The organism is Agromyces sp. Y782 (genome assembly GCF_059445405.1).
Genome location: NZ_JCAIUG010000001.1, coordinates 1498895 through 1521284, shown reverse-complemented (window position 1 = coordinate 1521284; position 22390 = coordinate 1498895). Strand labels below are relative to the sequence as shown.

Sequence of the window (22390 nt, the reverse complement as noted above, 5' to 3'; positions counted from 1 at the left end):
GCCCCAGCAGGGTCGTCGTCAGCGGCCGGTGATCGTGATCGACCCGTTCGAGGTGGTGAGGTCGAGCAGGAACTCGCCGTCGGAGTCGTCGTCGATGCCGACGTCGACCGACCCGTTCGAAGAGTCGGTCGTCACTCGGTATGTGGCCGCACCCGTCGGCACAGTGACGTCGATGGCTCCATTCGAGCTGCGGGCCTCGACATCCTGCGGCGCCTCGAGCCGCAGGTCGATCGCACCGTTCGAGGTCGCCGCGCGCACTCCGGCGCCGGCCAGGGCGCGCCCCTCGATGCGCCCGTTGCTCGTCTCGGCGTCGATGGCGCCCGTGACATCGTCGAGCTCGATCCTGCCGTTGCTCGTCTTGACATCGACCTCGTTCACTCCGCTGAGCTCGATCGCGCCGTTCGAGGTGGAGCCGCGCACATCGACGCCTGCGGGGAGTTCGATCGTGTAGTCGACAGTGCAGTTCCGGCCGCAGCCATCGAGCACGAGCACGCCATCGCGAACCTCGTAGGTCAGCCCGATCGTCTGCTCGCCTCGATACGACACCGTGCGCGAGAGCGCCACATCGGTGGCGCCTTCGATACCCTCCACGGTGACGCTGCCCTCCGGGTCATCGATCTCGATCGCGTGCACCTGCTCGGCCAAGGTGGCGTCATCGCTGAATCGCTCCGGTGGGGCGAGGAACGCGCATCCGCTCAGCAGCAGAGCCGAGGCCGTGACGGCGCCGATCGCGAGCGTGCGTGTCATCCGTGCGGTTGCGGTCATCGATCTCCCCTTTCGGGCGCGGCAAATGCCCGCCTCTGCGATCGACTCTAACGATGGCTGCGTGCCGCAGGCACGGGGGCTTTCCCCCGACTCTGGAGCGGGCACCGGGGAATCGCACCAACGCGCGCTCGGAGCGCTGAGAGCGGCCCGCGGTACCATGCTCCAACCGCTGATCACCGGGCGGACGTCTGAATCGGGGGATGACGATGGCAAAGAACAACGTGGAGAAGGCAGCTGCGAAGGCGCTCGACAATGCGCGCGACGCGGTATCCGAGGCGAAACGGCTGGCGAAGAAGGTCGACAAGGCCGCGAGGAAGCGGGCCGCTGAGGTGGACGCGAGGCTCGAGGCGGTCGCCGCCGACCTTCGCAAGTCCGGGAGGAAGCGGGCGGACGAGGTGGCGCGGCTGGCGAAGAAGGTCGACAAGGTCGCGAGGAAGCGGGCCGCTGAGGTGGACGCGAGGCTCGAGGCGGTCGCTGCCGACCTCCGCACGTCGGTGAAGGCGGCCGCGGCGGAACCTGTCGTGAACAACTCGACGAAGTCTGCGAAGTCCTCGACGACCGCTGCGAAGTCGGCGAAACCCGCCGCGAGACCCGCCGCGAGACCCGCCGCGAGACCAGCCGCGAGATCAGCGAGACCCACTGCGAAGGCCGCCGTTCGCGCGCCTCGAGCGGTGGCCGCTGCTGACCTCGACTCGCAGACCGTCGCGCAACTGCGGCAGCTCGCGAAGCAACGCGCGATCCCCGGCTACTCGCGATTCACGAAGGCGCAACTGATTGCCTCTCTCCGCAGCTGAGGCGGGAAGCGTCAGGGCCGGCGCGGGCGAGGTAGCGCGGGCGGGCTCGGCTAAGTCACTTAGTGCTGACTTATGATCGGGTCATGGTCATTCATCGAGATCGGGCCGCGACCCGTGCGCGACTTCTCGACTCGGCGCGGCGCCTGTTCAGCGAATCGGGCTACGAGGGCACGAGCGTGCGCGCCATCGCCGCCGCGGCCGGCGTGGACGCCGCGCTCGTGTTCCGCTACTTCGGGTCGAAGGACGGCATCTTCGTCGCGGCCACCGCGACGACCGACCCCGAAGAGCTCCTCGAGCTCTCGAGCGACGATTTCAGCACCGCCTTGCTCGAGCTCCTCGCGTTCCGGCCACGTGGCGAACCGAGCCCCGTTCTCGCGATGCTGAAGTCGGCGGCGACGGCCGACGGGCAACGTCGGCTGCAGGCAGAGGTGTGCGGGCCCTACCTCGATCATCTCGCCGGCCAGGCGTCCGAAGACGATGCAGCGCTGCGCGCCGACCTCGTCGCGGCTTGGGCGCTGGGAATCGCCGTGATGCGCGCCACGATGCCCGACACGGTCGTGGCGCGTGCCGAGCCGGCCCGCATCATCGCTCATTCCCAGCGAGTCGTCGACGCCGTCCTTCACGGCGAGCGCTGACGCTCCGCAGAAGTGCACGGCACGGCAGCCGCGACCGGGGCTCGCATCAGGCCGGCGCCGCCGAGCGACGAGCGTTCGGTGCCAGGAGCTCGGCGAGGCGCAGTGCGGCGTCGTCATCGACCACCGGCGCAATCGGGATGCTTCGACCCCGGTCGATGGCGCTGAGCGGCTCGGCGGGCGGGTTCGAACGCGACCCCGAGGTCGAGGAGTATGGTAACCCCCATGGGCAGCGTCACCGAACCTGCCCCGGGGGAGTACGGGCCGCCTGAGCCGAGGGGAACCGGCGAAGGCGACTCGTCGCGCGACACTCGGGGCGACCACGGCTTCTTCGGACAGCCGCGATCACTCGTGCACATCTTCGGCGTCGAGATGTGGGAGCGATTCAGCTTCTACGGCATGCAGGGGATCCTGCTCATCTACCTGTACTACTCGGCGGTCGACGGCGGACTCGGCATGGACGAGACCGCCGCAGCCGGCATCGTCGGGGCGTACGGCGGCGGCGTCTACCTCTCCACGATCCTGGGAGCGTGGATCGCCGACCGCCTGCTCGGCAGCGAGAAGGTGCTGTTCTACAGCGCCATCGTCATCATGGCCGGGCACATCGCGCTCGCGCTCATCCCCGGGTTCCTCGGGGTCGGCGTCGGCCTGATCCTCGTCGCGTTCGGCTCCGGCGGGTTGAAGGCCAACGCCACGAGCGTCGTCGGCACGCTCTACTCCGAGCATGACCCGCGCCGCGACGCCGGATTCTCGATCTTCTACCTCGGCATCAACCTCGGCGCGTTCCTCGGCCCGCTGCTCACCGGGCTCCTGGCGTCGACGATCGGCTTCCACTGGGGATTCGGGCTCGCCGCGGTCGGCATGGCGATCGGTCTGATCCAGTACTCGTTCGGGCGCAAAGGGCTGCCGCCAGAGGCATCCGTGGTGCCGAACCCGCTGCCCCGCGACCGCATCGGCCTCGTCATCGGTGTCGCCGTGGCATCCGTCATCGTGGTCGTCGTGCTCGTGCTCACCGGCCTCGTGAACCCGGCCAACCTCGTCACCTGGGTCATCGGCGCGACGATCGTCGCCGCGGTCTCGTACTTCGCGGTGATCCTCTCGAGCAAGCGCATCTCGGGTGTCGAACGCAGCCGGGTGTTCGGGTTCATCCCGCTGTTCGTCGCGAGCGTCGCATTCTGGTCGCTCTACCAGCAGCAGTTCACGGTGCTCACGATCTACTCCGACAAGCAATTGAACCGCGACCTCTTCGGCTGGGAGATGCCGGTGTCGTGGGTGCAGTCGATCAACCCGATCTTCATCATCATCCTGTCTGGAGTGTTCGCCGCGATCTGGACGAAGCTCGGCGACCGTCAGCCCTCGACGCCGATCAAGTTCGCACTCGGCACGGCGATCATGGGCGTCGCCTTCCTGCTGTTCATCCCGTTCGCAGGCGGGGCAGCGAACTCGACCCCGCTGCTGGCGATCGTCGGCATCCTCTTCATCTTCACCGTCGCCGAGCTGCTGCTCTCGCCGGTCGGCCTGTCGGTGACGACGAAGCTCGCCCCGAAGGTGTTCCACACGCAGATGGTGGCGCTGTTCTTCCTCTCCGTCGCGCTCGGCTCGGCGATCTCGGGCCAGCTCGCGACGTTCTACTCGGCCGACACCGAGGTGGCGTACTTCGGCGTGCTCGGCGCCATCGCGATCGTGCTCGGCGCCGCGCTCGCGCTCGGAAGCCGCAGTGTGCTGAAGCTCATGGCCGGCGTGCGCTGAGGCGCATACCACCTCCACGTGCCGCCGCGCGGGCAGCTACGATTCGATGGATGACCCGACCGCTGGTGGTGATCCCCACCTACAACGAGCGCGAGAACCTCGTCGCGACCGTCGCACGCGTGCGGGCGACGGTGCCCGCGGCATCCGTGCTCGTCGTCGACGACTCCTCACCCGACGGCACGGGCGTGCTGGCCGACGAACTGGCGGCGACGGATGCCTCGGTGCAGGTGCTGCATCGCATCGAGAAGCACGGTCTCGGCGCCGCCTATCTCGATGCCTTCGCGTGGGCGCTCGCCGAGGGCTTCGACCCGATCGTGCAGCTCGACGCCGACGGTTCCCACCTGCCGGAGCAACTGCCGCAACTGCTCGAACGGTTCCTGTCGCCGGATGCCGCAGGCCGCCCCGTCGACCTCGTCATCGGTTCCCGGTGGATCCCCGGGGGGTCCATCGAGAACTGGCCGCGCCGCCGGGAGCTGCTCTCGCGTGCCGGCAGTGCATACGCCCGCACCATGCTCGGCCTCGACACGCGCGACGCCACAGCGGGCTACCGGGCGTTCCGCGCCGGGGGCCTGCGGCGCATCCGGCTCGACGACGTGCACACACGCGGCTACGGGTTCCAGGTCGACATGCTCTGGCATGCACGCGAGGCGGGACTCTCGGTCGTGGAGGTGCCGGTGACGTTCGTCGAGCGGGTGCACGGCCGGTCGAAGATGAGCATCGGCATCGTGCTCGAGGCGATGGTGCGCGTCACCGGGTGGGGGATTCGCAGCGGATTCGGGCGAGCGGCGCGGGCCCGGCGGGCCAAGCGCGCATCGGCTCAGCCGACGAGCAGCGACGGGTCGGCGACGAGGCGTTCCCGCGCCTGAAGACGGGCGCCCACGAGCACACCATCTTCGCCGTGTCGCGCCAGTGCGAGCGTGGGGATCGCACCGAGCGCCCCGTTGCCGATGGTCGGCCGGTTGTCGCGGAATGCCGACTCGATGTCGTCGGCGAGGCGCGCCCAGTAGCCGCCGACGACCACGGTGGCCGGATCGACCGTCGGCACCACGAGCTGCAATGCACGCCCGATCCAGAGCGCCGCGTCGAGCCAGGCCCAGCGGGCGCGATCCTCGCCGTCTTCGACCCGCTGCACGAGTTCATCGAGGGCCGCGCGGCGTCCGTGCTGGGCGGCGAAGGTGTCGAGTCGTGCCCGCTCGAGCACGACCTCGGCCGAGGCGACGGTCGCGAGGCATCCGCGTTGCCCGCACTCGCAGCGCACACCGCCCTGCACGATCGGCAGGTGACCGAACGTCGCGGCGAGTCCGTGCGCACCCCGAAGCAGCCGGCCCTCGCTGACGACGGCGGCCGTGACCCCGTCGTCTCCCGAGATGAAGAGCAGGTCGTCGACGCCCGGCAGGTCGATGCGCTCGGCCGCCGCCGCGACGACGGACGTCGGCACGAGTGCGACGGGCACCGGGAGCGAGGCTTCGACGTCGCGGAATCCGGGGGTGCGCGCGCGGAGTTCGCCGAGCAGGTCGAGGGGCTCGGCGCCGAGTCGTGAGTCGGCGATGACCACCTCGGGTCTGCCGACGACGATGCCGTCGACGAGCACGCTGACATCGGCGACCGGATGCTCCGCCCGATCCGCTCGCGCCAGGGCTCGCCCCAGCACGACGGCGAGCGACTCGAGCGGCGTCGGCCAACGCTCGGAACCCGGCGTCTCGACGTCGAACTCGGTGCCCCACGGCGGCGTGAGAGGTGCGGTGAAGCGGGCGACTTCGGCGCCGCCGAGCGTCGCGACCGTGGCGATCGCGTCGTCGCGTCCGACGTACGCGGTGACGAGCACATGGTGGGCGGCCGCGAGTGAGAGCGGCGCGGCGCGGCCGTCGCCCGCGGCATCCGGCAGCCCCGTGCGCAGCACTCCGGCGTCGAGGAGCCGCGAGGTGACGCCCGCGATCGCGCCCCTGCCGAGCCCGGTGACCGTGCCCAGTTCGCTGCGCGTCGCGGGGCCGTGCGTCATGAGGTGGTCGAGCACGAGCGCCGAGTGCTCGCGCTGCAGATCGATCGGTGCGGTGGTGGTGGGAACGGATGTCTCGCCGACCTGCGTCATGGCCCAAGCATGCTGCCCGCAGCGCTTGCGGTCACGTACCCCATTCAGGGGTCAACATCGCAATCGGTGCGCTGACGCTTCCGGGGGATCGGTCATACCGCGGCGACGAACGGTCGGGTGGGCCGAGCTGCCGCGCGCCAAGCTGGGACTCCACCTGAAGGAGACCCATGTCGTCGACGAACACGCTGTCCACTCCGGCGATCGCGCCCGATGCCGCGCCGAATGCCGCGCCGGGGCGATCGACGCCGGTACGGCCGGGTGCGTGGCTCGCCGTCGTCTCGCTCGGTTTCGGCATCTTCACCCTCGTCGCGAGCGAGTTCCTGCCCGCGAGCCTGCTGTCTCCGATCGCGGCCGAACTCGGAATCACCGAGGGCGCCGCGGGCCAGCTCGTCACGGCGACGAGCGTCATCGGCATCATCGGCGGACCGCTCATCGTCTCGGGCCTGCCGCGGCTGGATCGCCGGTGGGTGATGACCGGACTCACGACGCTCGCGATCGTGTCGAACGTGCTCGTCGCGATCTCTCCGGTCTTCGGGCTCATGCTCGCTTCGCGGCTCCTGCTCGGCATCGCGATCTCGGGCTTCTGGGCGATGTCGCTGGCGGTCACGGCGCAGCTCGTGCCGGGCGACCGGCTCGGACGCGCCATGACGATCGTGAATTCTGGGGTCTCACTCGCGACGATCGCGGCCGTACCGGCCGGCGCCTTCCTCGGCGAGCTGCTCGGCTGGCGTGCGGTGTTCCTGATCGCCGCGGGGGCGGGCGTGCTGACCCTCGCCGCGCAGCTCGCGACGCTGCCCTCGATCCCGCCCAGTGGAGCGCCGGGTTTCCGCACCCTACTGCAGACGGCCCGGACCCCGATCATCGCCCTCGGCCTCCTCGCGGTCACGCTCATCGCCGGTGGACACTTCATGGGCTTCACATACCTGCGCCCGGCTTTCGAGATGATCGACGGTCTGACCGGTGCGCTCCTCGCACTCCTCCTCCTCGTCTACGGCGTCGCGAACTTCGTCGGCAACGTGCTCGCGGGCCTGATGGCCGACCGGCGACTCTCTGTGGTGGTGATCGCCGCTCCCGTCGCGATCGGCGTGGCCACCGTGATCTTCGCGGTGGCGGGTGCCAACGTCGCGCTCGCCGCGGTGACGGTGTTCGTCTGGGGAGTCGGCTTCGGTGCGGTGCCGACGATGGCGCAGACCTGGATCGCCCGCGTCGCCCCCGACCGCCTCGAGAGTGCCGGTGGCCTCGTGGTCGCCGCGTTCCAGGTCGCGATCACGATCGGTGCGGCGGTCGGAGGGCTTCTCATCGACTCGGTCGGCGTGCAGGCTGCACTCATCGCCGGCGGTATCGCGGCGGTGCTCGGTGGCGGGGTGCTGAGCTCTGCGTCGGCCGTCATCCGCGGCGAGCGCGCCTAGGATCAGGCGACGGGGCGCACCGGCTCGCGGGCGCTCGCCGAGGCGCGGCGCCACGAACTCGGCGAGACCCCGGCATGGCGGCGGAACGCGCGGCTGAAGCCCGCGTCGCTCTCATAGCCGAGCTGATATGCGATGTCGCCGACCTGGGCGCCAGCCCGAAGCATCCGCTCGGCTCGTTCCATGCGCACCCGCGCGACATACCGGGCGGGAGTGTCGCCGACCGCATCCCTGAACTGCTCGGCGAACTGCGAACGCGACGACCGCGCGAGGCGTGCGAGTGATTCGACGGTCCACGGCGAACCCGGGTCGTCGTGGATCGCCTCGAGAGCTCGACCGAGGTGCGGATCGCGTGTCGAGGCGAGCCAATCGCGTGCGGAGCCGCAGCCGCGTTCGAGCCAGATGCGCACGGCGGCGGATGCCACGACGTCGGCGAGCCGTTCGATCACGGAGCCGCTGCCGGGGCGAGCGCTCGCCGACTCCCGGTGCATCGCCTCGAGTAGTGAAGCGAAGACCGGTTCGTGCATGCGGAACCCGCAGGTGAACAGCACCGGCGCCATGACGCCGGATGAGATCGGATCGGTACCGTCGAGTGCGAGCGAACCGCTCAGGAGCAGTGTGTCGCGCGCGACGTGCAGCTCGAGCCGGCCGCCGCGCGGCAGCATGACGAAGTCGCCCGCCTGCATCGACAGGGGCTCGTCGGTGCCACGACGCAGTTCGAGAGCGCCGCTCGCGAGGTAGTGGAAACGGATGCCGCGCCCCTCGTCGTGCACGACGGCGCCGGCCGAGAGATCGCGGTGGCCGAACTCGAGCACCCGCCAGTGCAGGCGCTCGAGCACGGCGTCGATGCTCGGCTCAGCGTCGACAGCCACGACGTGGAGCGGTCGAGCTTCGATCACGTTGATCGCGTTCATGTGTGAAGCAAGCGCGCCGGGCGGCGATCCATTCCCGGGCGCACCGAACACCTCGATGTGCCGCCGCGCAGCGCGAGTCGTGGGAACGCCGACGCTGCCCCGTTCAGAGCAGCGGGCGCACGCTCGCGTAGCCGTCGTCGGCCACGCTCGACGGGAGGTCGTAGATGCGCGTCGCGCCCGCGGCATCCGTGAATCGCGGCCATGTCGCTGCACCGTCGCGCACGAAGGTGACCGCACTGCCGTGCACCTCGTCGGCGAGCGCGTGCGACGGGTGATCGCCGGCGATCACGTCGACGCGCTCAGCGCCGAGGCAATCGAAGAAGAACGGCACATCGAGGCAGTGCACGGCGCTGCCGAACTTCGGCGATCGCCACGAGAACCGGTAGAGCCACGTCGGCGCGGACCCACGCGCTTCGGCGACCCGAAGGGCGAGGGTGCGGAACATGCGGTCGGTGATGTACCGGCCGAGGACGGCCGCGGTGCCGAGTCGCCGCACGTCGCGATTCGCCGCGAGGTACGCCGCGCGAGCAGTGCCGCGGAGGCCGACCTTGCCGAGCATGAATCCGGCGGGCAGCCAGCGCAGCTTGCCCTTCGCGCCGTCGAGGATCATCGAGAACTCGTCGTCGAGGGTGCCGAGCACGAGCGGCTTGTCGGCGCCGATGCCTGCCGCGATCGCGTCGACCGTGCCGTGCGGAATCAGCTCGCCGTCGATCACCGGACCGAGCGAGAGGCCGTCGTCGATGAAGCCGCGCAGCAGGTCCATCGGGTTGCCACCGGGTGCGGGGTCGGTGAGCTGCTTCTGCAGCTCGCGCACCCGCGCCTCGCTGAGTGAGGCGAGGCCCGCGCGGGTCGGCTCGACGCCGCCGAGCGCCGCGAGCTCGCGGCCGAACGCCTCGGCCCGCTCGGGCGCGATGTCGGCCGCCGCACCCGAGATGCTGTACGCACCGGCGAAGAGCTCCTGGGCCCGGGGCATCCCCAACAGCGTCAGCACCGCTCCGCCGCCCGCCGACTGGCCGGAGATCGTGACCCTGGTCGGGTCGCCACCGAACGCCGCGATGTTGTCGCGCACCCACTCGAGCGCGAGCAACCAGTCGAGCACGCCGCGGTTCGGCGGGGCATCCGCGATCCAGCCGAAGCCGTCGAAACCGAGACGATACGAGATCGACACGGTGACGACGCCGTCGCGGTTGAACGCGGCGCCGTCGTACCAAGGGCTCGCCGGTGAGCCGGCGAAGTAGCCGCCGCCGTGGATGTAGACGAGCACCGGCAGGGCGGCCCCTTCGACGGGCTCGGGGAGCGCCGGAGCCGGCGTGAACACGTTGACGTTCAGCGTCGACTCGCCCGGTACCGACGGTTCGGGAATGAGCGTCACGCCGGGGTCGCCGCGCTGCGCGGTCGGTCCGAACTCGAGTGCGTCGCGCACGCCCGCCCAAGGCGCATGCGGTACGGGGTCGGCGAAGCGCCGTTCACCGACGGGTGCCTCGGCGAAGGGGATACCGAGGAACGCGGCCGAACGATTGCCTGCGACATCCGCTCGCCAGAGACCGCGGACGCGACCGGCGAGCGTCTCGACCTCGACGTGGGTCTCGCTGGTGACAGGTGACATGGTGCGACTCCTCACGAACGCTCTTGATGGGGATGAGCCACGATGCCGCAGCGATGATCGCGACGATACCGAAGACGAACAGCATCGGGTAGCCGCCGCGAGAAGGCCCGACGCGGGGAGGAGTGCGGCTTGTGCGGCACCGATCGGGTACTCCTCCGCCGATCGGGTCCTCAGATGCTCGGCTCGGATAAGGTGCGGGTCATGGCAGGTGATGCACGGCACGAGACGCTGCAGTACCCCCGTGTCGGGGCGACCCGCGATGCGTCGCTGCTGAGCGACCCGCCCGACGGCTACCGGGCCACCGAGCGCACCGTGCTCGTCGGCACGGGCGAGGCGCGGTGGGAGTTCGCGCGGCGCGAGGTGCTGCGGTGGGGCATCAAGACACGCTCCGGCTTCCGGGTGCACGGCGATGCCGGAGACGGCAACCCGCCGGTGCGCGCGGGCGATGACGCCGAATTGCGATTCCACCTGCCGATCGGCACCCTCCGCGAACCGGTGCGCGTCGTGTGGGTCGAGGATGAAGCGCGGCGCGCCGGTTTCGGCTACGGCACGCTGCCGCGGCATCCACTCATGGGGGAAGAGGCCTTCATCGTCGAATGGGGCGCAGACGACGATGTGCGCGTGACGGTACGGGCGTTCGCGCATCCGGCTCGAGCGTGGCGGCTGCTCGCACCGGTACTCGCGATGGCTCGCAGCATCGTGGTGCGCCGTTACCTTCGTGCCCTCGCCGGCCCGCTCGGATGAGCCGTTCCGCCGCGAGAGGACCCGATGCGCGTGCTCCTCCGCCGATCGGGTCCTCAGATGGGTCGGCGACGAGTGGATGGGCGAGGCCTCATCAGGGCTGTCGCGTGATGAGGTGCCAGAATCGGCGGATGTGGTCGACCATGTCGAATGACGGGTCGAGCATCCACTGGGTCTGGAGGCCGTCGGTCACCGCCACGAGCAGTGCCGCGGTGCTGTCGGCGTCGATGTCGGAGGAGACGCGACCGGCGGCCTGTTCGTCTCGGACGAACCCGGCGAAATGGCCGCGGATCATGCCGTAACGCTCGATGAAGTAGGCGTGCGAAGGGTGATCGGGGGCGCCGGCGGCCTCGGTCGAGACCTGCGCGTACAGCTGCACGAGTCCCGGCACTTCCATATTGTGGGCGACGAGGCGTGCGAGGCCGTCGATCGGCTGGCCGAAGTCGGGGCCGTAGGCGGCGAGGTCGACCTCGTCGCGCTTGCGGAGGATCTCTTGGAAGAGCTCCTCCTTCGAGCTGAAGTAGTGCAGGAGCCCCGCCTGGCTGAGCCCGACGGCGTCGGCCAGCTCGCGCACGCTCGTGCGGCGATAGCCGTTGCGCGCGATGACGTCGAGTGCGGCCGTGAGGATCTCCTCGCGCTTCGCGACGCCCTTCGCGTATGAACCCCTGCGTGCCATACCTGCATGCTACGGAAGTCTTCTTGCGAACAAAAACCGAGCGATGTATGGTTTTGCCACCCGCCTCAACGTCGAGGCCTCGAAAGGACCACACATGACAATGGCGTCTGCCCCCGCGCCCACCGTCGAGCCCGACGGCACGGACGAACCCCGACCGCTCGTCACCGGCACCCTCAAGCGACTCCTCGGCTGGATCATTCCGGCGAACATCTCAATCTTCGTGCTGTGGGGAGCCATCCCCGGCCTCCTGCTCGCAACGCAGATCGCCGAGCTCGACGAGGCCAACAAGGTCGCCAACCTCGCCGTCGTGACCACGATCGGGGCTCTCGCCGCGATGCTCGCCCAACCGATCGCCGGTCAGATCTCCGACCGCACCCGCAGCCGGTTCGGGCGTCGCGCGCCCTGGATGGTCGCCGGCGTGCTGATCGGCGGACTCGCGCTCGTCGGCATGGGCCTCGCGAACTCCATCGCGCAGATCACGATCGCGTGGATCATCGTGCAGATCGCCTACAACTTCACGCAGGGTCCACTCTCAGCGGTGCTGCCCGATCGAGTGCCGCGGTCCGCGCGCGGCACCTTCTCGGCCCTCGCGGGCCTCGGCTCGATGCTCGGCGCTCTGGGCGGCCAGATCGTCGGATCGATGCTCCTCTCCGACATTCCAGCGGCCTACGTCACCCTCGCGGGCGTCGCTCTCGTCGTCATCGTGCTCTTCATCGTCTTCAACCCCGACCACTCGTCCAAGAACGACTCACGCCGGCCCTTCAACTTCGTCGAGTTCCTGAAGACGTTCTGGGTCAATCCCGTCACGCACCCCGACTTCTTCTGGGCCTTCACGGGCCGGCTCCTGCTCTACACCGGCTACTTCGCCATCACCGGTTACCAGCTGTTCATCCTGCAGGACTACATCGGCCTGGGTGAGGCCGCCGGCGCGGCCATCCCGATCTTCGGCCTCGCCTCCCTCGGCGGCATCATCGTCTCGACGCTCATCTCCGGACCGCTCTCCGACAAGCTCGGCCGCCGCAAGATCTTCGTCTTCGCCTCCTCCGCCGTCGTCGGTCTCGCCATGCTCATTCCGATGTTCATGCCGACCTTCGAGGGCTGGCTGATCTTCTCGGTCGCGTCCGGCTTCGGCTTCGGCATGTTCGGCGCCGTCGACACCGCACTCATGAGCGAGGTGCTGCCCTCGGCCAAGTCGTTCGCAAAGGACCTCGGCGTCGTGAACATCGCCGCGACGATGCCGCAGACCCTCGCACCCGCCGTCGCCGGGGCGATCGTGTTGAGCTTCGGCAGCTTCTTCGCCCTGTTCCCGATCGGCATCGTCCTCTCGATCCTCGGTGCGTGCGCGGTGTGGCCGATCAAGGCGGTGAAGTGATGGCGGTGCAGGGCGCTCGCGACGCTCGTCCGGGCGCTCGCGACGCTCGGCGGAAGGACTATGCCGAACTCCGCTTCCGGCGGAGGATCGAATCACCGATACACGAAGGAGCATCATGACAGACACCCTGCACACCGAGGCCGTGGCATCGGCGGCCGGCCTCGTCGCCACGCTGACGCTCGAGGAGAAGGCCTCGCTCACGAGCGGCGCCGACTTCTGGACGACGAAGGCCGTCGATCGCGTCGGCCTGCCGTCGATCATGCTCACCGACGGCCCGCACGGTGTGCGCAAGCAGCGCGAGGGCAGCGACCACCTCGGCATCGCCGACAGCGTGCCGGCCACGTGCTTCCCGCCCGCCGTTGCGCTCGGCTCCTCGTTCGACCCCGGCCTGCTCGAACGCGTCGGCATCGCCCTCGGCGAGGAAGCGCAGGCCGAGGGCGTCGGCGTGCTGCTCGGCCCGGGCATCAACATCAAGCGCTCGCCCCTCTGCGGTCGCAACTTCGAGTACCTCTCGGAGGACCCGATCCTGTCGGGCGTGCTCGGTTCGGCGCTCGTGCGCGGCCTGCAGTCGCAGGGCGTCGGCGCATCGCTCAAGCACTTCGCCGCCAACAACCAGGAGACCGATCGCATGCGCGTGTCGGCCGACATCGACCCGCGGCCGCTGCGCGAGATCTACCTGCGCGGCTTCCAGCGCGTCGTCGAAGGGGAGCAGCCGTGGACGGTCATGTGCTCGTACAACCGCCTGAACGGCGTGTACACCTCTGAAGACCCGTGGCTGTTGAACTCGGTGCTGCGCGACGAGTGGGCCTTCGAGGGGCTCGTCGTCTCGGACTGGGGCGCGGTGAACGACCGTGTCACGGGCGTGGCCGCCGGCCTCGACCTCGAGATGCCGGCTTCACAGGGGCGCACCGACGCCGAACTGGTCGCCGCCGTGCAGAGCGGCTCGCTCGCCGAGTCGGTGCTCGACACGGCGGCCCGCCGCAACATCGAGCTCGTGCAGAAAGCGGTCGCCCGTCGACGAGCGGATGCCTCGTACGACGTCGCTGCCCACCACGCGCTCGCCCGCGAGGTCGCCGGGGCGTCGATCGTGCTGCTGAAGAACGACGACGCCGTGCTGCCACTGGCGCCCGAGGCATCCGTCGCCGTGATCGGTGAGCTGGCCCGCACGCCGCGGTACCAGGGCGCCGGCTCCTCCCTCATCAACCCGACGAAGCTCGACAATGCGCTCGACGAGATCCGCGCGCTCGCCGGCGCCGGTGCCGCCGGCGAGGTGCCGTTCGCGGCCGGGTACGGCAACGACGGCGAGGCTTCGGAGACGCTCACGGCAGAGGCGGTCGCCGCGGCATCCGCTGCCGGTACCGTGCTGCTCTTCCTCGGCGTTCCCGCCGCGCAGGAATCGGAGGGCTTCGACCGCGACGACATCGAGCTGCCCGCCGCACAGCTCGCGCTCGCCGACGCGGTCGTCGCCGCGAACCCGCGCACGGTCGTCGTGCTCTCCAACGGCGGTGTCGTGCGCCTCGCGGGCCTGGCCGAGCGGGTGCCCGCGATCGTCGAGGGCTGGCTGCTCGGCCAGGCCGGCGGCGGCGCGGTCGCCGACGTGCTCTACGGCGTCGTGAACCCCTCGGGCCGGCTCGCCGAGACGATCCCCGTGCGGCTCGCCGACAGCCCCGCGTACCTCGACTTCCCGGGTGAGCACGGCCATGTGCGCTACGGCGAGGGCCTGTTCGTGGGCTACCGCTGGTACGACGCCCGTGAGCTCGAGGTGTCGTATCCGTTCGGCCACGGGCTGTCGTACACGAGCTTCGCGTACTCGGATGCCTCGGTGACCGCGACTGCCGAAGGCTTCACGGTGCGCGTGACCGTGACGAACACCGGTGATCGCGACGGCGCCGAGGTCGTGCAGGTGTACACCTCGCTGCCGGGTTCGGCCGTCGTGCGCGCACCGCGCGAGCTCAAGGGCTTCGCGAAGGTCGCGCTCGCCGCGGGGGAGTCGCGCTCGGTCGACGTGCCGGTGCGCCGCGAGGATCTCGCGTACTGGGACATCCGCGTCGACCGCTGGCTCGTCGAGGGCGGCGAGTACCGGATCGAGGTCGGGGCGTCGAGCCGCGACATCCGTTCGGTCGTCTCGGTCGCCGTCGACGGCGACGCGGCGGGCGTGCCGCTCACGATGGAGTCGTCGATCGGCGAACTCATGGCGCACCCCGTCGCCGGGCCGATCGTGCAGCAGGCGCTCACCGCGGGCGATGGCGCGGGCGGTGACGGTGGTGCGGCGGGAGCCCTCATGGCCGACCCGTCGATGTTCAAGATGATGTCGTCGTTCCCGATCGGGCGCCTCGCGTCGTTCCCGGGGGTGCCGGTGGGGCGCGAGCAGATCGAGCAGCTGCTCGCGGTGGCGAACGCGGCCGGCTGAGTCGGGTGAGAGATGAGCGGCGGATGTCGCGGGCCGCGGTGGCCCGCGACATCCGCCGTCTTCGTGGCGGTGGTCAGGCGGGCCCGACGCGCACAGGGTCGACGGGCACGGGGTCGACCGGCACAGCCTCGACCGGCACGGGCTGACCGGCATGGGCTCAGGCGCCGGGCAGCAGCTTCGCGACGAGCGCGTCGACGATCTCGTCGGTCGGCGTGCCGGGATCGATGGGGGAGGTCAACCGGTCGAAGAGCAGCCCATCGATCGCGTAGTGGAAGAGCGCAATCTCGTGCGCACCTCCCGGGAGGCCGGCGGCGCGGTTGAACTCGACGTCGCCGTCGAAGCCCGCGCGCTGCCACGATGCGAGCATCTCGGCGATCTCGGGCCGACGTGCAGCCTCGAGCCGGAGCTCGAACAGCGCGAGCGTGACCTCGGGGTTCTCGCTGAGGCGTCGCACGATGTCGTGCAGGTAGTCGGCGAAGAGCGCACGGCTCGGCGGCGCGCTCGCCCGCTGATCGAGGTCGGCTTGCGTCGGCGCGAGGCGTTCGCCGATGCGCGTGACGAGGCCGGCGATGAGGGCATCGCGGCTGCGGAAGTAGTTGGAGGTCGTGCCGGCGGGTACCTCGGCCGCCGCGTCGACGGCGCGATGCGTGAGGCCCCTCGCGCCGTCGCGCGCGAGCACGCCCAGACCGGCGTCGGCGATCACCGCCCGTCGTTCTGCATTTCGTGCCATGCCTCGAGCGTAGCGCAGACCACTACGTGTGTTGTAGTCTAGCAATCACTACAACAGTTGTGATTGGAGCACTGTGCGAGAACTCGTCTACTACGTCGCCGTCAGCCTCGACGGCTGCATCGCCGGTCCTGCCGGCGAATTCGACGCCTTCCCCGTGGAAGGCGACCACATGGATCGGCTCAACGCCCGCTTCTCCGACGCCGTGCCGACCGACATCGCGGACGCCCTCGGCATCGAGCGCGACGGCGAGATGTTCGACACCGTGCTGATGGGCTGGAACACGTACGCGGTCGGGCTGCCCGCCGGCGTCTCGAGCCCGTACCGGCACCTGCGGCAGTTCGTGTTCTCCCGAACGCGAACCGAAGCGGACCTCCCGGGCGAGCACCCGAACCTCACGATCACGGGCGAAGACCCCGTCGACGTCGTCCGCCGGCTGAAGGCCGAACCGGGCGCGTCGATCTGGCTGTGCGGCGGGGGATCGCTCGCGACCGCGCTCGCCGGCGAGATCGACCGGCTCGTGCTGAAGCGCAATCCGCTGCTCTTCGGAGACGGCATCCCGCTGTTCGCGCCGGGCGCGTACCGCCCCCAGGACTTCGACGAGGTCGAGACGACGGCCTTCGGTTCCGGCGTGGTCGTCTCGGAGTACGTGCGGTCGTCCTCCTGAACGTCGCCGGCCGCGGCTGAGGCCACGAGGCCGCAGTCGAGCCCAAGCTGGGGCCGACGGACTCGGCGCGATCAGGCAACCCCCTTGCCTGGGCATCCGAGTTCGCGTAGACCGGGAGGTGTCCCGCCGGCTTCACCGCCGTGGGCGGGGAGGGGAGGAGATCACCGATGGGGAATCGGCTCAACGAGACGGCGCCACCGACACGCGCGTTCGCTGGTGGGCGACCGAGACGAGCTTCGGGATGCCGCGAACAAGCTCCTCGAGCTCGACGACGAGGGGAGTTCGTCGTGAGCACGTCGAAGGTGCGCGCGCCACGTAGCAAGCGGTGGCGCGCCGGCGCGGCGATCGCCGAGGCGAAGCGGGTCGAGGCCGAGACGCAGAAACTCGCACGTTCGCTCTCGCGCGAAGCCCGCGCCGAGCTGCAGGCCGTCGCCGCGTCGGTCCACGAGAAGATCCAGGCGGCCGGCCGGGATGTCGATCGGCGTCCGCGTCGAGCCGCCCGGCGGGCTCGGAAGGCGTCGGCACGTCTCGAACGCGCCTCGTTGCGGGTCACGGCGTCGCCCGGCGCGCGCCGAGTGGGTGGTCGGCGCGGCATGCCCGGCGTGACTGGCGTGACTGGCGTGACTGGCGAGGTCGATGCGAAGGCGCGTGCAAAGACCATCAAGCGTCGTCGCGCGCACGCCAAGAATGCGCAGAAGGTGCAGGCCAAGCAAGCGCAGAAGATGGTGAAGCTCGTCGCAGCGCATACGAGCACCGCGGCACCCGCGGCACCCACTGGCGAGGAGCGGATGCGGCGCACAGCTGCGAATCCGGTCTTGAAAACCGCCGGGCGATCCGGGTAGACCTGAGGGATGCCATCCGTCATCGAGATCGACCCCTACCGTGCCCACACGATCTGCAGCGACCCCGGCCGCATGGCCGAGTGGGTCGGCGCGCCGCCGAGCGATCTCGCCGAGCTTCGCCGGCTCGCGTCCGGGCTCGTGTTCCACTACCGCGCGAACGGGGACCTCGCCGAGCACGGGTTCGAGCTCGAACGGTTCGGTGAGATCGACCTGCGCTACGCCGACGACCAGTTCGCACGGCTCGCTGAGCTGAACGACCGAGCGATCGGCACCGCACGTAAGGACACCGAGCGCATCCTCGGCTGCTGCCGCGACTTCACGCTGCTCTTCGTGTCACTCGCGCGCGTAGCGGGCATCCCCGCGCGTTCCCGCGTCGGCTTCGGCGGCTACTTCACCGACGGCTGGTGGTTCGACCACGTCATCGCCGAGGCCTGGGATGCCGAGACCGCCCGCTGGCGACGGATCGAACCGCAGATGCCCGATGGGTATCTCGACGCGTCGACCGGGGCCGTGCTCGATCTGATCGACGTGCCGCACGATCGCTTCCTCACCGGTCCCGACGCGTGGATCGCCGCGCGCTCGGGCGGCCTCGACCCCGAGCGCGTCGTCGTGGCCATTGACCTCGAGGAGCCGGACCTCCGCTCCTGGCCGTACCTCGCGCACAACCTGATCCTCGACCTCGCCGCACAGGCCGGGCACGAGACACTGCTCTGGGAGTCGTGGGGCGCCGACGAGCAGATCACTGCGCCGGGCCCGGATGCCGCGCTGACCGCCGACCTCGATCGCCTCGCCGCGCGCCTCGTCGACCCGGATCTCACCCGTGCCGAGCTGCTGGAGCTGGCTTCCGATCCGAAGTTCCGGGTGCCGTCGGCCGTGACGCGCTTCTCGCCGTTCGACGGATCGTCGCGGCTGGTCTCACTCCGCGCGGGGTGAACGGAGTCGTCACCGCGCGCCGTTCGTCGGGTGCCAGTTTTCGAACCGAATGACGCCGGGAGGTCGAGGATGCACGCTGCTGCGGCATCCGAACGCGCCTGCATCTGCGGGCCTCCGAGCACGCCCTGATCCCCGATCCGGGTCGCACGGCGCGATCGGCGTGTGCGACGGCTCCATGCAGCACCCGCAGAATGGGTGGCCCTCCGGATGCCGCGGCCACGCGACATCCGTAGCTTCGGTGTCATGGATCTCGCCGTGCTCGCCGGCGTCCTGTCGACCGGCCTCTTCGCCATGAGCTACCTGCCCATGCTGGTGAAGGCCGCGCGCACGCGGGACCTGTCGTCGTACAGCCTCGGCAATCTGGTGATCACGAACGTCGGCAACGCGGTGCACTCGGTCTACGTGTTCAGCCTGCCGCTCGGCCCGATCTGGTTCCTGCACTCCTTCTATCTCGTCGCGTCGGCGCTGATGCTGATCTGGTTCTGCCGGTTCCGTGCGGGGAGGCACTCGCCCGAGCGACGCGCGGCCGCCCGGGCGAGTGCAGTTCCTGCGGGCCGTCCGGAGTACGTACTCGCACGAACCGTCGTGAAGCTCCGGAAGAGCGCGCGAACTACTTCTTGACCGAGGTGCGGCCCGCCGCAGACTTCGTCGCCGGCTTCGCGGCCGACTTCGTTGCCGACCCCGCCGCACGCGGGGCGCGCACCGTCTTCGGCTTCGCCTCGACTGCCTGCTCCGCAGCATCCGTCATCGGCTTCGGCAGCGCCGTGAAGCGCGAGAGCTGCGTGACGTGCTGCGGGCCGAGCTCGTCGAGCGTCGACACCTCGAGCAGCTTCATCGTGCGTGCGATCTGGGTCGACAGGATCGAGATCGTCTTGTCGACGCCCTCGCGCCCGCCGGCCATCAGGCCGTAGAGGTAGGCGCGGCCGATGAGTGTGAAGCGTGCGCCGAGGGCGACGGATGCCACGATGTCGGCGCCCGACATGATGCCCGTGTCGAGGTGCACCTCCAGGTCGGAGCCGACTTCGCGCACGACGTGCGGCAGCAGGTGGAAGGGGATCGGCGCGCGGTCGAGCTGGCGGCCGCCGTGGTTCGAGAGCACGATGCCGTCGACGCCCTTGCCGGCGAGGATCTTCGCGTCTTGCACCGTCTGCACGCCCTTGACGACGATCTTGCCGGGCCACATGTCGCGGATCGTGGTGAGGTCGTCGAACGAGATCGTCGGGTCGAACATGCCGTCGATGAGCTCGCCGACGGTGCCGCCGGTCGTCGAGAGCGAGGCGAACTCGAGCTTCGGCGTCGTGAGGAAGTTGATCCACCACTCGGGGCGCGGAATCGCGTTGACGACGGTCGCGGGGGTGAGCTGCGGGGGGATCGAGAAGCCGTTGCGGGTGTCGCGCAGGCGAGCGCCGGCGACGGGAGTATCGACCGTGAAGAAAAGGGTGTCGAAGCCGGCAGCGGCAGCGCGGCGCACGAGCTCGTACGACTTCTCGCGATCGCGCATGACGTAGAGCTGGAACCAGTTGCGGCCCGTCGGGTTCGCGGCTTTCACGTCTTCGATCGAGGTCGTGCCCATCGTCGACAGGGTGAACGGGATGCCCGCTGCGCCCGCCGCGCCTGCGCCGGCCGTCTCGCCCTCGGTCTGCATCATGCGGGTGAAGCCCGTGGGGGCGATGCCGAACGGCAGGGCGGTCGGACCGCCGAGCACCTCGCGGCTCATGTCGACCACGGGCACGTTCCGGAGGATCGCCGGGTGGAACTCGATGTCCTCGAACGCCTGGCGCGCGCGCTTGAGCGAGATCTCGCCCTCGGCGGCGCCCTCGGTGTAGTCGAACGGCGCCTTCGGCGTGCGGCGCTTCGCGATGTCGCGCAGGTCGGCGATCGTGAGTGCCTTGTCGAGGCGGCGCTGCTTCGCGTTCAGCGTCGGCGCCTTGAAGCGCATGAGCTCGGCGAGCTCCTTGGGGTTCGGGAACTGGCGCTGGACCATGGTGCGTGGTGTCCTTTCAGGTCGCCCGCGAACGGGCGCTTGTGGTCGCGTCGCGACGCGTGGGTCGACATCAACTGCCGGCTTGGGGGCGTAGGGCGGGGGTGGGTGCGGGTTGGGGCGCGGAGGGTGCGGGTTCGGGCGCGGAGGGTGCGTGGTCGGGCGAGCCGCCCGGCATGAACGTCTCTGCGTAGTAGCCCGAGATGTGGTCGTGGGTACGGGTGCGTGCAGCTGCGGCATCCGCTGCCCTGATCGCCTCGACGATGCCGCGGTGCTCGGTTCGCAGGCGAGCGGATGTCGCGTGCCAGTCGACGATCGCGGCGAGCCCCTCGAGGGCGTACCCCTCGATGCCGCTGCGGAGGCCCGCCATCGTTGCGGTGATCACCTGGTTGCCGGATGCCTCGGCGAGCGCCAGATGGAAGGCGGCGTCGAGCGCGAGGAACTCGGTCGGGGCGAGGTCGGGGGCATCCATCGCGTCGAGCAGGAGTTCGGCCGGGGCGAGGTCGGGCGCGGCGGTGCCGGTCGTCGCGGCGGTGCCGGTCGTTGCGACCCGCCCGGCCTCGGCGAGGTCGCCGGCGATCGAGGTCTCGAGGATGAGCCGGGTGCGCACGATGTCGGCGACCGGGAATCCGCTCGCCGCGACCTGCAGTCGCATGAGCGCGGACATTCCGCCGTCGGGCGTCGCGATGATGATCGCGCCCGAGCTCGGGCCGGAGCCCGCTGCGGTGCGGATCAGCCCCAGCACCTCGAGCACCCGCAGCGCCTCGCGCACGCTCGAACGGCCGACGCCGAGCTCGGCCGCGAGCGCGCGTTCACCAGGGAGGCGGTCGCCGGGCCGGAGGGCGCCTTCGAGCAACTTCGTCTCGACGTGCTCGAGCACGAGTCGCCAGGCGCGCGGCGATTCGGATGTCTCAGCAGCCATGCTGATCGTCCCCTTCGCTCGCTCGCGTCGTGTCTGTGGTCCGACCACAGGCTAGCACGTGTGGTCAGACCACACATGCTGCGTTGACTCGGCCCTCGGGCTGCACACCTTCGTACGCAGTCGGGCAACTCGATGGGGTGGCGCCGGAGTCGGCGCGCGTGCCATGTGCCGCGCGATGCCGATCGGGCTCAGAATCCGAACAGCTGGGTCCACCAGGGCCCGCCGGGGCCCTCGTGCACGCCGACGCCGAGCTTCGTGAACGCGCAGTTCAGGATGTTGGCGCGGTGGCCCGGGCTGTTCATCCACGACTGCATGACGGATGCCGCGTCGGCCTGGCCGCGCGCGATGTTCTCGCCGCCGGCGTAGGAGATGCCGGCCGCGCCCGCTCGGTCCCAGGGGGTCTGCCCGTCGGGGTTCGTGTGGGCGAAGAATCCTCGGGCCGCCATATCGTCGGAGTGGGCGCGGGCGACCGCGCGAAGCCCGGCATCGTCGGAGACCGCCCCGCAGCCCCTTGCCGCGCGTTCGCGGTTGACGATCGCCAACACCTCGGCTTCCACCGACGACCCGCCCGATGGCGGGGCGGGCACCGCAGCGGGTGGCGGGTCGGCCGTTGCGGGCGTCTCCGGGGCGGGCGCCGGTTCGGGTGCTGGTGCTGGTTCCGGGGCAGGCGCGGGCGCGGCGATGGCGGCGGCGGCCGGTGCAGGGGGTGCCGCCGTCGGAGTCGGCCGGGTGGAGTCGGCATCACTCGCGCGTTCGGGCGCGACGGTCACGGTGTCGGATGCCGTCGCTCGTTCGTCCCCGGAGTCGTTGAGGGCGCCTACCGAGACCGAAACGCCGCCGATGAGGAGCGCGGCGCCCGCGCCGATCAGCCACAGGCGCATGGGCCGCCTCGACGGCTGTTTCCTGTGCTGACGCATTGGAGTTCCAGTCTCCTCGCACTGCCGGATCGGCCCGCCATCGAAAGCGGACATTCGGGTGCCCGAACGGGGGCACGCTCGATCGACTCTACGGCCTCGCGCTTCATGCGGCACGTTCGCGTCGCGGGCTCGCCCCCGGTGACAAGTCGTGCCCCGTGACAACTCGTGCCCCGATGACGGGTCGTGTCTCGGTGACGGGTCGTGTCCGGTGACGGGTCGTGTCCCGGTGACGGTCGTGTCCCGGTGA

21 protein-coding genes are annotated in these 22390 nt (G+C 70.2%); 12 read left to right on the top strand and 9 right to left on the bottom strand.

Features of this window, described 5'->3' with window-relative positions; genetic code table 11:
* Window positions 1–18: 18 nt before the first annotated feature.
* A complete protein-coding gene (locus tag AC1C2S_RS06900) occupies window positions 19–765 on the bottom strand; it encodes a DUF4097 family beta strand repeat-containing protein (protein WP_495351787.1) in 747 nt (248 codons plus the stop codon).
* 206 nt (window positions 766–971) lie between these two features.
* On the opposite strand from AC1C2S_RS06900, the gene AC1C2S_RS06895 reads away from it, so the two are divergent.
* The 4 genes from AC1C2S_RS06895 to AC1C2S_RS06880 all read left to right on the top strand — a co-directional run bounded on the left by AC1C2S_RS06895 (window position 972) and on the right by AC1C2S_RS06880 (window position 4806).
* A complete protein-coding gene (locus AC1C2S_RS06895) occupies window positions 972–1559 on the top strand; it encodes a Rho termination factor N-terminal domain-containing protein (RefSeq protein ID WP_495351786.1) in 588 nt (195 codons plus the stop codon).
* A gap of 83 nt (window positions 1560–1642) precedes the next feature.
* Window positions 1643–2194 carry a TetR/AcrR family transcriptional regulator gene (locus tag AC1C2S_RS06890; RefSeq protein ID WP_495351785.1) on the top strand — a complete coding sequence of 184 codons (552 nt, stop codon included), beginning with the start codon at window positions 1643–1645 and terminating at the stop codon, window positions 2192–2194.
* A 222-nt stretch (window positions 2195–2416) separates the two neighbouring features.
* Window positions 2417–3940: a peptide MFS transporter gene (locus AC1C2S_RS06885; protein ID WP_495351784.1), complete on the top strand. Its 1524-nt coding sequence runs from the start codon at window positions 2417–2419 to the stop codon at window positions 3938–3940.
* 50 nt (window positions 3941–3990) lie between these two features.
* A complete protein-coding gene (locus AC1C2S_RS06880) occupies window positions 3991–4806 on the top strand; it encodes a polyprenol monophosphomannose synthase (protein WP_495351783.1) in 816 nt (271 codons plus the stop codon).
* Here the strand turns inward: AC1C2S_RS06880 and AC1C2S_RS06875 are convergent.
* Window positions 4758–6029, bottom strand: coding sequence for an ROK family protein (locus tag AC1C2S_RS06875; protein ID WP_495351782.1), 1272 nt, complete (start codon window positions 6027–6029; stop codon window positions 4758–4760). The genes AC1C2S_RS06880 and AC1C2S_RS06875 overlap by 49 nt on opposite strands.
* A 167-nt stretch (window positions 6030–6196) precedes the next feature.
* On the opposite strand from AC1C2S_RS06875, the gene AC1C2S_RS06870 reads away from it, so the two are divergent.
* On the top strand, window positions 6197–7438 hold the full coding sequence (locus tag AC1C2S_RS06870; protein ID WP_495351781.1) for an MFS transporter: 1242 nt from the start codon (window positions 6197–6199) through the stop codon (window positions 7436–7438).
* Between the two features lie 2 nt (window positions 7439–7440).
* On the opposite strand, the gene AC1C2S_RS06865 is transcribed toward AC1C2S_RS06870, so the two are convergent.
* Together AC1C2S_RS06865 and AC1C2S_RS06860 are read right to left on the bottom strand one after the other, a co-directional pair.
* Window positions 7441–8349, bottom strand: coding sequence for an AraC family transcriptional regulator (locus AC1C2S_RS06865; protein WP_495351780.1), 909 nt, complete (start codon window positions 8347–8349; stop codon window positions 7441–7443).
* A gap of 103 nt (window positions 8350–8452) precedes the next feature.
* A complete protein-coding gene (locus AC1C2S_RS06860; RefSeq protein WP_495351779.1) occupies window positions 8453–9955 on the bottom strand; it encodes a carboxylesterase/lipase family protein in 1503 nt (500 codons plus the stop codon).
* Window positions 9956–10156: 201 nt separating this feature from the next.
* On the opposite strand from AC1C2S_RS06860, the gene AC1C2S_RS06855 reads away from it, so the two are divergent.
* Window positions 10157–10699 carry a DUF1990 domain-containing protein gene (locus AC1C2S_RS06855; RefSeq protein WP_495351778.1) on the top strand — a complete coding sequence of 181 codons (543 nt, stop codon included), beginning with the start codon at window positions 10157–10159 and terminating at the stop codon, window positions 10697–10699.
* A 91-nt stretch (window positions 10700–10790) separates the two neighbouring features.
* Here AC1C2S_RS06855 and AC1C2S_RS06850 read toward each other — a convergent pair whose 3' ends face one another.
* Window positions 10791–11372, bottom strand: a complete 582-nt coding sequence (locus AC1C2S_RS06850; RefSeq protein ID WP_495351777.1) for a TetR/AcrR family transcriptional regulator — start codon at window positions 11370–11372, stop codon at window positions 10791–10793.
* A 94-nt stretch (window positions 11373–11466) separates the two neighbouring features.
* On the opposite strand from AC1C2S_RS06850, the gene AC1C2S_RS06845 reads away from it, so the two are divergent.
* Entirely contained in the window at window positions 11467–12744 is a 1278-nt protein-coding gene (locus AC1C2S_RS06845; RefSeq protein ID WP_495351776.1) for an MFS transporter, read from the top strand.
* A 115-nt stretch (window positions 12745–12859) separates the two neighbouring features.
* The gene (locus AC1C2S_RS06840; protein ID WP_495351775.1) at window positions 12860–15154 is read left to right on the top strand and encodes a beta-glucosidase; all 2295 of its coding nucleotides are present in this window, start codon (window positions 12860–12862) and stop codon (window positions 15152–15154) included.
* A 157-nt stretch (window positions 15155–15311) separates the two neighbouring features.
* On the opposite strand, the gene AC1C2S_RS06835 is transcribed toward AC1C2S_RS06840, so the two are convergent.
* Complete coding sequence (locus AC1C2S_RS06835) at window positions 15312–15884, bottom strand: TetR/AcrR family transcriptional regulator (protein WP_495351774.1); 573 nt, start codon at window positions 15882–15884, stop codon at window positions 15312–15314.
* A gap of 73 nt (window positions 15885–15957) precedes the next feature.
* On the opposite strand from AC1C2S_RS06835, the gene AC1C2S_RS06830 reads away from it, so the two are divergent.
* From AC1C2S_RS06830 to AC1C2S_RS06815, 4 genes are all read left to right on the top strand, one after another.
* On the top strand, window positions 15958–16548 hold the full coding sequence (locus AC1C2S_RS06830; RefSeq protein ID WP_495351773.1) for a dihydrofolate reductase family protein: 591 nt from the start codon (window positions 15958–15960) through the stop codon (window positions 16546–16548).
* 287 nt (window positions 16549–16835) lie between these two features.
* Window positions 16836–17390 (top strand): hypothetical protein, encoded by a 555-nt coding sequence (locus AC1C2S_RS06825; RefSeq protein ID WP_495351772.1) that lies wholly within the window; start codon window positions 16836–16838, stop codon window positions 17388–17390.
* Between the two features lie 9 nt (window positions 17391–17399).
* Window positions 17400–18323, top strand: a complete 924-nt coding sequence (locus tag AC1C2S_RS06820) for a transglutaminase-like domain-containing protein (protein WP_495351771.1) — start codon at window positions 17400–17402, stop codon at window positions 18321–18323.
* A 243-nt stretch (window positions 18324–18566) separates the two neighbouring features.
* The gene (locus AC1C2S_RS06815; protein ID WP_495351770.1) at window positions 18567–18944 is read left to right on the top strand and encodes a hypothetical protein; all 378 of its coding nucleotides are present in this window, start codon (window positions 18567–18569) and stop codon (window positions 18942–18944) included.
* Here AC1C2S_RS06815 and AC1C2S_RS06810 read toward each other — a convergent pair.
* From AC1C2S_RS06810 to AC1C2S_RS06800, 3 genes are all read right to left on the bottom strand, one after another.
* Window positions 18934–20307 carry an alpha-hydroxy acid oxidase gene (locus tag AC1C2S_RS06810; RefSeq protein ID WP_495351769.1) on the bottom strand — a complete coding sequence of 458 codons (1374 nt, stop codon included), beginning with the start codon at window positions 20305–20307 and terminating at the stop codon, window positions 18934–18936. The genes AC1C2S_RS06815 and AC1C2S_RS06810 overlap by 11 nt on opposite strands.
* Window positions 20308–20377: 70 nt before the next feature.
* Complete coding sequence (locus AC1C2S_RS06805) at window positions 20378–21226, bottom strand: FadR/GntR family transcriptional regulator (RefSeq protein ID WP_495351768.1); 849 nt, start codon at window positions 21224–21226, stop codon at window positions 20378–20380.
* A 188-nt stretch (window positions 21227–21414) separates the two neighbouring features.
* Window positions 21415–22107, bottom strand: a complete 693-nt coding sequence (locus AC1C2S_RS06800) for a CAP domain-containing protein (RefSeq protein ID WP_495351767.1) — start codon at window positions 22105–22107, stop codon at window positions 21415–21417.
* Window positions 22108–22390 lie beyond the last annotated feature (283 nt).

What these genes read in the sequence shown, in the direction of transcription:
- AC1C2S_RS06900 (WP_495351787.1), bottom strand. Translation starts at nt 765, where the DNA reads ATGACCGCAACCGCACGGATGACACGCACGCTCGCGATCGGCGCCGTC.
- AC1C2S_RS06895 (WP_495351786.1), top strand. Translation starts at nt 972, where the DNA reads ATGGCAAAGAACAACGTGGAGAAGGCAGCTGCGAAGGCGCTCGACAAT.
- AC1C2S_RS06890 (WP_495351785.1), top strand. Translation starts at nt 1,643, where the DNA reads ATGGTCATTCATCGAGATCGGGCCGCGACCCGTGCGCGACTTCTCGAC.
- AC1C2S_RS06885 (WP_495351784.1), top strand. Translation starts at nt 2,417, where the DNA reads ATGGGCAGCGTCACCGAACCTGCCCCGGGGGAGTACGGGCCGCCTGAG.
- AC1C2S_RS06880 (WP_495351783.1), top strand. Translation starts at nt 3,991, where the DNA reads ATGACCCGACCGCTGGTGGTGATCCCCACCTACAACGAGCGCGAGAAC.
- AC1C2S_RS06875 (WP_495351782.1), bottom strand. Translation starts at nt 6,029, where the DNA reads ATGACGCAGGTCGGCGAGACATCCGTTCCCACCACCACCGCACCGATC.
- AC1C2S_RS06870 (WP_495351781.1), top strand. Translation starts at nt 6,197, where the DNA reads ATGTCGTCGACGAACACGCTGTCCACTCCGGCGATCGCGCCCGATGCC.
- AC1C2S_RS06865 (WP_495351780.1), bottom strand. Translation starts at nt 8,349, where the DNA reads ATGAACGCGATCAACGTGATCGAAGCTCGACCGCTCCACGTCGTGGCT.
- AC1C2S_RS06860 (WP_495351779.1), bottom strand. Translation starts at nt 9,955, where the DNA reads ATGTCACCTGTCACCAGCGAGACCCACGTCGAGGTCGAGACGCTCGCC.
- AC1C2S_RS06855 (WP_495351778.1), top strand. Translation starts at nt 10,157, where the DNA reads ATGGCAGGTGATGCACGGCACGAGACGCTGCAGTACCCCCGTGTCGGG.
- AC1C2S_RS06850 (WP_495351777.1), bottom strand. Translation starts at nt 11,372, where the DNA reads ATGGCACGCAGGGGTTCATACGCGAAGGGCGTCGCGAAGCGCGAGGAG.
- AC1C2S_RS06845 (WP_495351776.1), top strand. Translation starts at nt 11,467, where the DNA reads ATGACAATGGCGTCTGCCCCCGCGCCCACCGTCGAGCCCGACGGCACG.
- AC1C2S_RS06840 (WP_495351775.1), top strand. Translation starts at nt 12,860, where the DNA reads ATGACAGACACCCTGCACACCGAGGCCGTGGCATCGGCGGCCGGCCTC.
- AC1C2S_RS06835 (WP_495351774.1), bottom strand. Translation starts at nt 15,884, where the DNA reads ATGGCACGAAATGCAGAACGACGGGCGGTGATCGCCGACGCCGGTCTG.
- AC1C2S_RS06820 (WP_495351771.1), top strand. Translation starts at nt 17,400, where the DNA reads ATGCCATCCGTCATCGAGATCGACCCCTACCGTGCCCACACGATCTGC.
- AC1C2S_RS06815 (WP_495351770.1), top strand. Translation starts at nt 18,567, where the DNA reads ATGGATCTCGCCGTGCTCGCCGGCGTCCTGTCGACCGGCCTCTTCGCC.
- AC1C2S_RS06810 (WP_495351769.1), bottom strand. Translation starts at nt 20,307, where the DNA reads ATGGTCCAGCGCCAGTTCCCGAACCCCAAGGAGCTCGCCGAGCTCATG.
- AC1C2S_RS06805 (WP_495351768.1), bottom strand. Translation starts at nt 21,226, where the DNA reads ATGGCTGCTGAGACATCCGAATCGCCGCGCGCCTGGCGACTCGTGCTC.
- AC1C2S_RS06800 (WP_495351767.1), bottom strand. Translation starts at nt 22,107, where the DNA reads ATGCGCCTGTGGCTGATCGGCGCGGGCGCCGCGCTCCTCATCGGCGGC.